At 72.3% G+C, this 12445-nt stretch carries 10 protein-coding genes; 4 read left to right on the top strand and 6 right to left on the bottom strand.

What is annotated here, in order from left to right:
- Positions 1-44 precede the first annotated feature (44 nt).
- On the top strand, positions 45-836 hold the full coding sequence (locus Q0283_RS07830; protein WP_183527846.1) for a DedA family protein: 792 nt from the start codon (positions 45-47) through the stop codon (positions 834-836).
- A 27-nt stretch (positions 837-863) separates the two neighbouring features.
- Here Q0283_RS07830 and Q0283_RS07825 read toward each other — a convergent pair whose 3' ends face one another.
- On the bottom strand, positions 864-1292 hold the full coding sequence (locus tag Q0283_RS07825) for a YccF domain-containing protein (RefSeq protein ID WP_255459667.1): 429 nt from the start codon (positions 1290-1292) through the stop codon (positions 864-866).
- Between the two features lie 76 nt (positions 1293-1368).
- On the opposite strand from Q0283_RS07825, the gene Q0283_RS07820 reads away from it, so the two are divergent.
- The 3 genes from Q0283_RS07820 (at position 1369) to Q0283_RS07810 (ending at position 6540) form a co-directional block, all read left to right on the top strand.
- Positions 1369-3432 (top strand): penicillin-binding transpeptidase domain-containing protein, encoded by a 2064-nt coding sequence (locus tag Q0283_RS07820; RefSeq protein WP_183527850.1) that lies wholly within the window; start codon positions 1369-1371, stop codon positions 3430-3432.
- 33 nt (positions 3433-3465) lie between these two features.
- A complete protein-coding gene (trmB, locus tag Q0283_RS07815) occupies positions 3466-4410 on the top strand; it encodes a tRNA (guanosine(46)-N7)-methyltransferase TrmB (RefSeq protein ID WP_183527852.1) in 945 nt (314 codons plus the stop codon).
- A gap of 141 nt (positions 4411-4551) precedes the next feature.
- On the top strand, positions 4552-6540 hold the full coding sequence (locus Q0283_RS07810) for a BCCT family transporter (RefSeq protein ID WP_183527853.1): 1989 nt from the start codon (positions 4552-4554) through the stop codon (positions 6538-6540).
- Between the two features lie 74 nt (positions 6541-6614).
- Here the strand turns inward: Q0283_RS07810 and Q0283_RS07805 are convergent, their stop codons facing one another.
- The 5 genes from Q0283_RS07805 to dnaK all read right to left on the bottom strand — a co-directional run bounded on the left by Q0283_RS07805 (position 6615) and on the right by dnaK (position 11969).
- The gene (locus Q0283_RS07805; RefSeq protein ID WP_298044134.1) at positions 6615-7625 is read right to left on the bottom strand and encodes an alpha/beta hydrolase; all 1011 of its coding nucleotides are present in this window, start codon (positions 7623-7625) and stop codon (positions 6615-6617) included.
- Entirely contained in the window at positions 7607-8155 is a 549-nt protein-coding gene (locus tag Q0283_RS07800) for a heat shock protein transcriptional repressor HspR (RefSeq protein WP_298044133.1), read from the bottom strand. The genes Q0283_RS07805 and Q0283_RS07800 overlap by 19 nt, the downstream gene beginning before the upstream one ends.
- On the bottom strand, positions 8152-9168 hold the full coding sequence (locus tag Q0283_RS07795) for a DnaJ C-terminal domain-containing protein (protein WP_183527855.1): 1017 nt from the start codon (positions 9166-9168) through the stop codon (positions 8152-8154). The genes Q0283_RS07800 and Q0283_RS07795 overlap by 4 nt, the downstream gene beginning before the upstream one ends.
- An 89-nt stretch (positions 9169-9257) precedes the next feature.
- Positions 9258-9962 carry a nucleotide exchange factor GrpE gene (locus Q0283_RS07790; protein ID WP_298044132.1) on the bottom strand — a complete coding sequence of 235 codons (705 nt, stop codon included), beginning with the start codon at positions 9960-9962 and terminating at the stop codon, positions 9258-9260.
- A gap of 123 nt (positions 9963-10085) precedes the next feature.
- Complete coding sequence (gene dnaK, locus Q0283_RS07785) at positions 10086-11969, bottom strand: molecular chaperone DnaK (RefSeq protein WP_183527866.1); 1884 nt, start codon at positions 11967-11969, stop codon at positions 10086-10088.
- Between the last annotated feature and the right edge of the window lie 476 nt (positions 11970-12445).

Raw genomic sequence — 12445 nt, 5'->3', positions numbered from 1 at the left:
TGCCGGTTCGGCGATCGGAGGCCATCCCGGGGACAATGGGATCCATGACCTCACCTGTATACGCCGGCCTGTCCTCCGTGTCCTCCGCGCCGACCGTGCTCGCGAGCGCGGCCGGCAGCGGATCGGGCGGTGGGGAGTCCTACGGCTGGCTCGGGGACATCGTGGTGACGATCATGGAGGCCATCGGCCCCATCGGCGTGGCCCTGGCCGTCTTCGCCGAGAACCTGTTCCCCCCGATCCCGTCCGAGCTGATCCTGCCCCTGGCCGGGTTCACCGCGGCCGGCGGGGCGTTCGGCCCGTGGGAGGCCACCATCTGGGCGACGGTCGGTTCCGTCGTGGGTGCCCTGATGCTCTACGGCATCGGTGCCTGGCTGGGCCGTCGCCGCATGTACCGGATCGTCGACTGGCTGCCCCTGGTGGACATCGAGGACGTGGAGAAGACCGAGCGCTGGTTCAACAAGTACGGCTACTGGACCGTGTTCCTGGGCCGGATGGTGCCGATCTTCCGCTCGCTGATCTCCATCCCGGCCGGTATCGAGCGGATGAACCTGGGGCTGTTCACCCTCTACAGCCTGCTGGGCTCGGCGATCTGGAACACGATCTTCGTCTGGGGCGGATTCCTGCTCGGGGACAACTGGCACCTGGTCTCGGACTACGCGGACGTCTTCTCCAACATCGTGATGATCGCCGTGATCGTGTTCCTGGCCTGGTGGATCGTCGCCCGCGTGCTGCGCAACCGCCGCCGCGCGCGGGACCCGCACTTCGTGGCGCCCTCGGCCGAGGCCGCCGCCGCCCGCATGGACGAGCTGCTCGGGGAGCCGGGCCGGCGCCGCTGAACCGGCCGGAGACCGGGGCCCGCCGGTTCAGCGGTAGCCGACCGGTGCCGCGGGGACGTACCTCGGCAGTGACCGCGCCTGGCCGGAGCTGACGATGCGCTTGCCGAGCGGCAGCAGGGAGACCGGGATCATCCGCAGGTTCGCGATCCCCAGCGGGATGCCGATGATGGACAGGAACATCGGGATGGACGTCAGGACGTGCCCGATCGCGATCCACAGCCCGGCCACGACCAGCCAGATGATGTTGCCCAGGCCGGACCAGAAGTCCCCGCCGGGCCGTTCGTCCACGACCACTCGCCCGAAGGGCCACAGGGCGTAACCGGCGATCCGGAACGAGGCGATGCCGAACGGGATGGTGACGATGAGGACGCAGCACACGATCCCGGCCAGCGCATAGCCCAGGGCCAGCCAGAACCCGCCGAAGACCAGCCAGATGATGTTGAGCACGAGGTTCAGGGCACGGTTCATGTCCCCATCGTCCCAGCCTGGCGCTACGCTGACGAGTGCCAGGCCGCCGACCCGAAAGAACCTCATGTCAGAGCGCAGTCCGCGACGTCCGCAGCTCGGCTCCGGGGCTGGGCGCCCCCTCGCCCGTCCCGCCAGCCCGTCCCGACTGGCCCGCGGCGTGACCCTGGGCGTGACGGTCGCCCTACTGCTGTCCACCACCGGTTGCCTGGGCCCCTCCCGCCCCTCCCCCGAGGACGCCGCGACCGCCCTCGGCGCGGGGATCGCCACCGGTGACGTCGGGGTCCCCCTGACGGACGCGGGCCGTTCCGTCCCCTCCGCCGTCCTCGGGGCGCTCCCCGCGGCGCTGCGCCCCGGGGAGGCCACCGTCACCGTGACCACGGACGCCGTCACCGTGCACGAGGACGACCCGGACCGGGCCACCGCGCAGTACACCGTCCGGCGCGACCTCGGCGCCCTGGGCCTGGAGGGCCAGGAGTGGACCTACCGCACGGACGCCGAACTCGTCTGGGACGAGGACGGCCGGCAGTGGCGCGCGGACCTGCGGCCCGATGACCTCGTGGCCGGCCTGGCCCCCGGGGGCACCGTGACGGTCCGGCGCACGGAGGCGGACCGCGGGGACATCCTGGACGCCGCCGGGAAACCGCTCATGACGGAACGGGACGTGGCCGTAGTCGGCCTGGACAAGGCCCGCATCGAGCCGGACGAGGTCGCCGGCTCCGCCCGGCAGGTGGCCGAACTGGCCGAGGTGGACGCGAAGGCCTTCGTGGCCCGCGCCGAGGCCGCCGGGGACCAGGCGTTCGTGGAGGCCATCACCCTGCGAGCCGACGGGTCCACCGACATCCCCGTGGACGCGCTCGCGAGGGTCCCGGGCGGGCGGGTCATCGAGGACACCGCCGTCCTGGCACCCAGCCGCGCCTTCGCCCGGGACGTGCTGGGCACCTACGGGGAGCCCTCCGCCGAGCAGGTGGAGGACTCGGACGGGCAGCTGGAGGCCGGCGTCGCCGTCGGGCTCTCCGGCCTGCAGTCCACGTGGCAGGACCACCTGGCCGGCACTCCCGGGATCACCATCACGGTCGACAACCCCGACGAGCCGGAGAACCCCGACAGCGCCGACGACGCCGGGTCCGGGGCCGGGCCCGCGGCGCCCGGCCCGGACGTGACCGCCTTCGAGGCCGGGCCCGTGGCCGGCACGGCCCTGTCCTCCACCCTGGACCGGAGGATCCAGGCGGCGGCCGAGAAGGTGGTGGGCGCCTCCGAGGTCCCGGCCGGGCTGGTGGCGATCCGCCCCTCCGACGGTCACGTGCTGGCCGCCGCGTCCGGGCCGGAGGGATGGCCGGTGGCGGTGTCCGGGTCCTACGCGCCGGGTTCGACGTTCAAGGTCGTCACCGCCCTGGCGCTGCTGAGGTCCGGCCTCGCCCCCCAGGACCCCGTGCAGTGCCCGGCCACCCTCACCGTGGGCGGCATGGTCGTGGGCAACTACGACGGCTACCCGGACGCCTCGGTGGGCACCATCCCGTTCGCCGAGGCCTTCGCCGAGTCCTGCAACACCGTCTTCGTCGGTGCGCACCAGGAGGTCTCGGCTGCGCAGGAGGCGGAGGCGGCACAGGCCCTGGGGCTGGACCCGGACCCGGTGACCGGGCTCGACGCCGCCTTCCTCGGGTCCGTCCCGGACGACTCCACCGGCACCGAGCACGCGGCCAACCTCTTCGGCCAGGGCGTGGTGGAGGCCTCGCCGCTGGGCATGGCCACGGTGGCGGCCTCGGTGGCCGCCGGGCGGACCGTGCGTCCCGTGTTCGTGTCCGATCCGGCCGTGGACACCGCGGCGCCCCCGGCCACGGGGGTCACCGAGGCGGAGGCGGGGCGGTTGCGGTCCCTGATGTCCGGCGTGGTGGAGACGGGCACCGCGGAGATGCTGCAGGACGTCCCCGGTGCCCCGGTGCTGGCCAAGACCGGCACGGCCCAGTTCGTGGCCGACGGCGAGGACCTCGCCCACACCTGGCTCATCGCGATCCACGGGGACCTGGCCGTCGCGCTGTTCTTCAACGAGGGCCTCGGCGGCGGGCACGACAACGGTCCGGTCGTGCGGGACTTCCTGACCGCGGTGGAGAAGATCGTCCCCTCGGAGTGATCGGACCCCGGCGGCGGTAGCCTTGAAGGCCTGATGAGCAGCGACCAGACTCCCCCCGAGCACCCCGCCCCGGCGCAGCACGCCCACGGCCACAACCCCCACCCGGACCCGGACCTGTACCGCACCGAGCCGGTCTCCTTCGTGCGCCGCGGGGAGCGGTTGAACCCGCGGCGGCAGAAGACGTGGGACCGCGCCCGCGGCACCTACATCGTGGAGGTCCCCCGGCACCACGCCACCACCTCCGTGGCGGCCGGCACCGAGGTGGACTGGTCCGCGGTGTTCGGCCGCAGCGCCCCGCTCGTGGTGGACATCGGCTGCGGCCTCGGGGAGTCGACGGTCCAGGGTGCCGTGGACCGTCCCGAGGCGGACTTCGTGGCCGTGGAGGTCTACACCCCGGGCCTGGCCGCGCTGCTGATGGAGATCGAGGACCGCGGTCTCACCAACGTCCGCGGTGTGCAGGCCAACGCCCCGGAGGTGCTGGACCACCTCCTGGCCCCCGGGTCCGTGCAGGAGGTCTGGGTGTTCTTCCCGGACCCGTGGCACAAGACGCGCCACCACAAGCGCCGGCTGGTCTCCCCCGCCTTCGCCGACCGCGTGGCCCGCGTCCTGGCGCCCGGCGGCGTGCTGCGGCTGGCCACCGACTGGTCCAGCTACGCCGTGCACATGCGCCGGGTCATGGAGGGGCACCCGGAGTTCGCCAACCTGTATCCGGGGCGTTCCGCCGGCCAGGAGTCCCCGCTGACCCGGGTGCGGGTCGAGGGCCGGGAACTGCAGGTCGGCGCGCAGCCGATCACCCCGGACTCGCTGGGCTCGCGCGCGGGGCTGAGCGAGGCGGCCGCGGGGGCCGGCGTCGAGGACCCGGTGGACCACGCCGGCGGCTGGGCACCGCGCTTCGACGGCCGCCCGTTGACCAGCTTCGAGGCCAAGGCCCTGCGGGCCGGTCGCCTCGTGTTCGACCTCGCCTACCGCCGCCGCTGAGGGTGCGCGCCCGGCCCCGGCTTTGCGGCCCGGCGCGTCACCGGGGATACTTGGACGCCGAACCACCGACCACCGACCGTGGACCCCCGGGCGCCAGTCCTTCGCCCGCCGGGCGTCGGCCGCCGTCGTGAGGGCCGGGTCATGACGAAGGGACCCCGGGTGCCTGACGCCTCGTCCTCCCCCGCACCACACGACCGATCCACCGCGGCCTCTCCCGCCGGCCCGCCGGCGGACGCCGCGCAGGACGCCGGGGCCAGCACCGGCGCCGTCGGCCTCTACCCGCACGACATCCACCCGGGACTGGTCCCCGGGATCGGGGTGGACGAGCAGCGCAACCGCTTCGGGCTGGACTGGGTGGTCTTCGGGATCACGGCGGCGCTGATCGTCGCCTTCGTGGCCTGGGGCGTCACCGCCCCGGAGTCGGTGGGCCAGGTCTCGGCCACCGCCTTCGGCTGGGCCATGACCAACGCCGGCTGGCTGCTCAACATCACGCTGATGGTCTGCGTGGTCGTCATGGTGGTCCTGGCCTTCGGGCGCTTCGGCCGCATCCGGCTGGGCAAGGACGACGAGGAGCCCGAGTTCTCCCGGTTCTCCTGGGTCGCCATGATGTTCTCCGCGGGCATCGGCGTGGGCATCTTCTTCTTCGGCCCCTCCGAGCCGCTGGCGTACTACACCTCTCCCCCGCCGCACACGGTCGAGGCCGGCACCTCGGAGGCCCTGCACCAGGCCATGGCCCAGTCGCACTACCACTGGGGACTGCACGCCTGGGCGCTCTACGCGCTGGTGGGCGGCGCCATCGCCTATTCCTCCTACCGACGCGGCCGCGTCTCGCTGGTCAGCTCGGTGTTCCGCTCGCTGTTCGGTGAACGGCACACCGACGGGGTGGCCGGCAAGATCGTGGACATCTTCGCCATCATCGCCACCCTGTTCGGCACCGCCGCGACCCTGGGCATCGCCGCCATCCAGATCGGCGAGGGCGTGTCGATCATCTCCGGGGCGGGTCCGCTGGGCAACACCGCGTTGCTCGTCATCATCGCCGTGCTGACCCTGGCCTTCATCGTCAGCGCCGTGTCCGGGGTGACCCGGGGCATCCGCTACCTCTCCAACATCAACATCACGCTGACCCTGGGCGCGGTGCTGTTCGTCTTCATCGCCGGGCCCACGCTGTTCCTGCTCAACCTCGTCCCCTCCGGCGTCATGCACTACTTCGACGAGATGTTCGCGATGATGGGCAAGTCGCTGTCCTGGGGTGCGGAGGCCGTGGAGTTCCAGTCCGCCTGGACCGCGTTCTACTGGGCCTGGTGGATCGCGTGGACGCCGTTCGTGGGCATGTTCATCGCCCGGATCTCGCGCGGGCGGACCCTGCGTGAGTTCGTGCTCGTGGCCATGGGGGTGCCCACGGCGATCCTCGTGCTGGCCTTCTCGATCTTCGGCGGCACCGCGATCTGGATGAACACCCAGGGCGTGCCCGGCTTCGACGGCAGCGCCACGCCGGAGCAGGTGCTGTTCAGCATGTTCGGCCAGTTCCCGCTGAGCCAGTTCACCCCCTTCGTACTGATCACCATCCTGGCCATCTTCTTCGTCACCTCCGCCGACTCGGCCTCCGTGGTCATGGGCACGATGTCCTCTCGGGGCACGCCGGCGCCGCGGACCTGGGTCGTGGTGTTCTGGGGCCTGTGCATGATGGGCATCGCGGTGGTGATGCTGCTGACCGGGGGCGAGACCGCGCTGACGGGTCTGCAGAACCTGACGATCCTCATCGCCCTGCCGTTCTCGATCGTGCTGCTGCTGATGATCGTGGCGTTCATCCGTGACCTGATGACCGACCCGGTGGCGATCCGCCGGGACTTCGCGGTCACCGCCCTGTCCAACGCCGTCCGCCGCGGCATCGAGGACCACGGTGACGACTTCGAGCTGTCCGTGCGCCGGGCCCCCGCGGGCCGCGGTGCCGGGGCCGACTTCGACTCCACGGCCGAAGAGGTGACGGAGTGGTACCGCCGCACGGACGAGGAGGGCAACCCCGTGGAGTACGACTACGAGACCGGCACCTACGCCGACGACGCCGCGGACCCCGCCTCCGGTGCGGGTTCCGGCCCGACGGAGGGCCCGGTCGAACCGGCCCGCGCCTGACCCCGCGCCCGACCCCGCCGGACCCCGCGTCCGCGGCGCGGGACCTCCGCGCCGGCGGGCCCGGGCGGGAGGTGTCAGTCGAGGGGCAGGCCCGCGGTGGCGCGGGCGATGCGGTACAGGGAGGCCGTGCCCGCGTCCCGGTAGCCGTGACCGCGGCGGAACGGGCCGGCGCCCGGACGGAAGCGGGAGGTGTTGTGCCCGACGGCGGCGGCCAGGTCCAGCGCCTCGTCCGCCGCGATCGTCAGCCGGGTCATCTTCGTCCACGGCCTGCGGCCGGAGAGCCGGAACCCGAGCCAGGACAGGTAGTCCGAGTCCGTCAGCGCGAAGTAGACCTGGTCCCGCGTCAGTCCGAGCAGGTGCGGGTTCCCGGCCAGGTCCCGGGGAAGGCCCACGGCCCCGGACACCACGAGCGCGTCCACGGACCGCGGTGGCCTGCGGCGCTGCAGCATCTGCAGGGCCCGGGCGGCCACGATGCTGCCGTAGGAGTGTGCCTCCACGGCGGTGTGCGGGAACGGGTCCGTGGCCCCGGAGCCCTGGCGGTCCCCGGGGCCGTCCGCGGCGATCCGCTCGCGGTAGTCGTACCAGCCGGCCATGTGCAGGGCGAGCCGGGCGCCGCCGCGCAGGGCATGCCGGCCGGAGAGCGCTCCCCACGGCCCCGGCGGCTGGTAGCCCAGCCAGCTCACCACGCAGGGACTGGCCGCCCCGGCCTCACGCTGGGCGGCCCACAGCTGACCGGCCTCCCGCGCGCTGCCCCACATGGCCGAGTGCACGAAGATCCCCATCCCGGAGACCTGCCAGGTCAGGTGGGTGGCGTCGGCCGGCTCCCCGACGGCGACGACCCCGGCCGCCGGGCGAAGGGCGTTGCCGAGGTCGTAGGCGAGCAGGACGCGGTCGGGGAAGGAGGGGTCCATGGCACCGGGCTTGAGCGCGTGGACGATCCCGTCGAGGGCGGCCCGCTGCTTGGGTCCGAGCAGGTGGCGGCGGCGCATGTCCGCCCGCAGCCGCTCGCGGGTGGCCCGCCGCTCGACGGGGTCCCAGATGTCCCGCCGGGCGACCTGCGCCGGGCTCAGTTCTTCGGCTTCCACACCAGGACCCCGGACACGGTCCGGGCCGAGGGGGTGAGTGCCGACGACGACGACGGGCCGGCGGTGAGGGCGGCGGCCGGGCGCCGTCGGGGCCAGTCGCGCTGGCCGGCCCCTCGCCGCCGGGCGGCCGCGTACCCCTGCTCGGCGGCCTCACGGTCCGGCCCGGCGTCGAAGGTGGTGGTCACGTCTCCCTGCGCGCCGGCGGCGAACACGCGCGGGTACCGGGCGTAGGCCTGGAAGGCCTGGATCTGGCCGGCCAGGTCGGCGACCGTCTGCTGGAGCCGTTCGACCTCGTCCTCCAGGGCCACGATCCGCCGGATGCCCTCGAGGGACACGCCCTCGCGGGACAGCTGCTGGATGGTGCGGAGCCGGTCCACGTCCTGCCGGGAGTAGCGGCGCTGCCGCCCGCCCTGGCGCTGCGGGACCACCAGGCCCATGCGGTCGTACTGGCGCAGGGTCTGCGGGTGCATGCCCGCCAGCTCGGCGGCCACCGAGATCACGTACAGCGGGTCCTCCCAGGCGGTGGTCACAGCCGCGCCTTGTCCGCCAGTGCGGCCCGCGGGTCGTGGCCGGCCGCGGCCCGGGCATAGGACTCGACGGCGGCGCGGGCCTCCTCGGACAGGGATGCCGGCACCGCCACCTGCAGCTCGACCAGCAGGTCGCCGCTGGCCTTGGAGGTCTTCACGCCGCGGCCCTTGACGCGCAGCACCCGCCCCGAGGAGGTCCCGGCCGGGACCCTCACCTTCACGGAGCCGTCCAGGGTGGGCACCTGGATGGTGGCGCCCAGGGCGGCCTCGTCGAAGGTGATCGGCACGTGGATGCGCAGGTTGTCGCCCTCGCGGTGGAAGAACGGGTGCTCGCGCACCTTGACGGTCACCAGCAGGTCCCCGGCGCCGGCCGCGCCGGGGGCACCCTTGCCGCGGGCCCGGACCTTCTGCCCGTCCTTGATGCCGGCGGGGATGCGCACGTCGATGACGTCCCCGTCGGGTTCCCGCAGCGAGATGGTGGTCCCGCGCACGGCGCCGGCGAAGGAGATCGTGGTGGTGGCGGTGCGGTCCGCGCCCTTGGTCGGCGTCCCGTAGCCGCCGAACCCGCCGCGGCCTCCGGAGGGCCCGCCGTATCCCCCGCCCCCGCCGCTGAAGCCGCCGAACAGGTCGGCGAACTCCGGCGGGATGTCCCCGGACGTGGAATAGGACCGGCGGCCCCCGGAGCCGCTGGTGAACAGCCCCCCGAAGAGGTCCTCGAAGCCCCCGCCGCCGGCGCCGGGGCCACCGGCCCCCGCGCCGGGGGCGCTGAACCGGGCACCGGAGCCCATCGCCCGGATGGCGTCGTACTGCTGGCGCTCCTCCGGGTCCGAGAGCACGGCGTTGGCCTCGGTGATCTCCTTGAACTTCTTCTCGGCCGCGTCGTCCCCGGGGTTCTGGTCCGGGTGGTACTTCCGGGCCAGCTTCCGGTAGGCCTTCTTGATGTCGGCTTCCGAGGCGTCCTTGGAGACACCGAGGATGGCGTAGAAGTCCTTGTCCACCCAATCCTGTGAGGCCATGGTGCCTCCTTTCGGGTCAGTTCAGTTCGGGTCAGTTCAGTTCGGGTCGGTTCGGTTCGGTTCGGCGAGGGGGCCCGGGGCGGTGATGACTAGCGCTCCGCGCCGGCGGAGACCATCACCTGGGCGGCACGCAGCACGCGGCCCTCGCGCACGTAGCCGTTGCGGAAGACCTGCACGATGTGCTCCTCCGGCACGTCGGCGCTGGGCTGGCGCAGCATCGCCTCGTGCTGGGCCGGGTCGAACGGCTGTCCGGCCAGGTGCTCCTGGTCCTGCCGCTCCAGCCCGAACCCGGAGAGCACCGTGTCGAACTTGGTGGCGATCGCGGCGAACGGTCCCTCCGTCAGGTCGCCCGCGGCCCGGGCGGCGTCCAGGTCGTCGAGCACCGGAAGCAGGGCGCTCAGCACGGACTGGATGGCGGTGTCCTTGGCCACGTTCCGGTCCCGCTCCACGCGGCGCTTGTAGTTCACGAATTCCGCCTGCACGCGCAGCAGGTCGGTGCGCAGTTCCTCCTCGCGGACGGAGGCGCCGGCCGTGTCCGGGTCCTGGGCGCCCGTGATCCCCGCGTCCGCGGCATCGCCCTCGGCGTCCGCCGCGGCCTCGTTGAGGATCCGCTCGGCCTGAGACAGCGCGTCGCCGTCCTCGCCGGCACCCGCCGCGGCCGCGCCGTCGGCGGCCTGCTGCCCGCCGGCGGGCTGGCGCACCTGTCCGGTCTCGGGGTCGATCCGGCGCTTGTCCTGGAAGCTCACCGGCTCCTCGCGCTCTTCGTGCTCTTCGTCGTGTCCGTGATGGGGCATGGTCTCTCGTCCTTTCCTCCGGTGCCCTGCGGGCCGGCCGTCCCGCCGTGTGGCAGGGCGGCCGGCCCGGGTCCGGTGGTCCGCTCACGCGGACCGGGTGTCAGGGGTGCTGGGGGGCGGGGATCACTTGGAGCCCGCGTCCTTCGGCTCGTCCTCGTCCACGACCTCGGCGTCGACGATGTCCTCGTCGGCGGAGGTCCCGGCGCCCTCGCCGCCGGCAGCCCCGGCATCGGCGCCGGCTGCGCCGGCCTCCGCGGACTGGGAGGCGTACAGGGCCTCACCGATCTTCGTCTGGGACGCCTGCAGCTTCTCGTAGGCGGCCTTGATCTCGGTGTCGTTGTCCTGCTTCTCGAGAGCCGCCTTGAGGGCGTCGACGTCGGCCTGGACCTCGGTCTTGATCTCCTCGGGCAGCTTGTCGCCGTTGTCCTTGAGGAGCTTGTCCACCGAGTAGGCGGTCTGCTCGGCCTGGTTGCGGCGGTCGGCGGCCTCGCGGCGCTCCTTGTCCTCGGCGGCGTGGGCCTCGGCGTCCTTCACCATGCGGTCGATGTCCTCGTCGGACAGCGAGGTGCCGCCGGTGATGGTCATGGACTGCTCGGTGCCGGTGCCCTTGTCCTTGGCGGAGACGTGGACGATGCCGTTGGCGTCGATGTCGAAGGTGACCTCGATCTGCGGCATGCCCCGCGGGGCCGGCGCGATCCCGGTCAGCTCGAAGGTGCCCAGCGGCTTGTTGTCCCGCGTGAACTCGCGCTCACCCTGGAAGACCTGGATGGACACGGAGGGCTGGTTGTCCTCGGCGGTGGTGAACGTCTCCGAGCGCTTGGTCGGGATGGCCGTGTTGCGCTCGATGAGCTTGGTCATCACGCCGCCCTTGGTCTCGATGCCCAGGGAGAGCGGGGTGACGTCGATCAGCAGCACGTCCTTGCGCTCGCCCTTGAGCACGCCGGCCTGCAGGGCGGCGCCCACGGCCACGACCTCGTCCGGGTTCACGCCCTTGTTGGGCTCCTTGCCGGCCAGTTCCTTGACCAGGTCGGCCACGGCCGGCATGCGGGTGGAGCCACCCACGAGCACGACGTGGTCGATGTCCGAGACCGAGACGCCGGCCTCCTTGATGACGTCCTTGAACGGCTGGCGGGTGCGCTCCAGCAGGTCCGAGGTCATCTCCTGGAACTTGGCGCGGGACAGGTGCTCGTCCAGGTGCACCGGGCCCTCCGGGGTGACGGACAGGTACTGCAGCGAGATGTTCGTGGAGGTGGCCGAGGACAGCTCCTTCTTGGCCTGCTCGGCGGCCTCCTTCAGGCGCTGCAGGGCGATCTTGTCCTTGGACAGGTCGGCGCCCTTGGACTTGGCCTGGGCCAGCAGCCAGTCGACGACCCGCTGGTCCCAGTCGTCGCCGCCAAGCCGGTTGTCACCGGCGGTGGAGCGGACCTGGATGGTGGAGAAGTCGTCCTCGTCCTTGCCCACCTCGAGCAGGGAGACGTCGAAGGTGCCGCCGCCGAGGTCGAAGACCAGGATGAGCTCGTCCTCCTTGCCCTTCTCCAGGCCGTAGGCCAGCGCGGCCGCGGTCGGCTCGTTGATGATGCGCATCACGTTCATGCCGGCGATCTCACCGGCCTCCTTGGTGGCCTGGCGCTCGGCGTCGTTGAAGTACGCCGGCACGGTGATCACCGCGTCGGTGACCTTCTCGCCCAGGTAGTCCTCGGCGTCGTGCTTGAGCTTCATCAGGGTGCGCGCGGAGATCTCCTGCGGCGTGTACTTCTTGCCGTCCATCTCGGTGGACCAGTCGGTGCCCATGTGGCGCTTGACGGAGGCGATGGTGCGCTCCGGGTTGTTCACGGCCTGGCGCTTGGCGATCTCGCCGACCAGCACCTCCCCGGACTTGGAGAAGGCCACGACGGACGGGGTGGTCCGGGAGCCTTCGGCGTTCGCGATGACGACGGGGTCGCCGCCCTCGAGGACGGAGACGACGGAGTTGGTGGTACCGAGGTCGATTCCCACTGCACGGGACATGGCGGTTCCTTTCCCTGACGATTGGAGGTGATGCGGTTCAGACGCCCGGTGAGAGGTGACGCGAGCCGATGTCGACCCGTTGCCATCCAGCCACCTGAGCGTTCAGGACTCAAGGTTTCATGGCCGGGAGTTCCGTGTCAATCTGCCTTGAGTCCATCTGACTCAACTTTGTGTCGCCGAGTACAACCGGGGCGGTCCGGGATTCATTCCCGGCCATGATTGGAGTCCATCACCGCGCACCCGGTGCCCACGGGCGCAGGCGGCCGGGCACCGGGTGGGTGGGGGCGCACCCCCGCCCCGGTGGCCAGGGGCGGACGGCCCCCACCAGCACCGATGGCGACCATGTGAATGTGCTGGGAGTTTCCTGACGTCGACCTGGGCGCTTCTTGCACGGCGACGTTCCGGGTGTTTGAGTGAGGACATCACCCACCGCGGCGCCCGCAGCACGTCTGTGGCGCCGCCCGGAAAGGAGTCAT

The sequence above is a fragment of the uncultured Citricoccus sp. genome (assembly GCF_937871995.1).
Classification (GTDB): Bacteria; Actinomycetota; Actinomycetes; order Actinomycetales; family Micrococcaceae; genus Citricoccus.
This window is presented reverse-complemented; position numbering and strand designations above follow the sequence as displayed.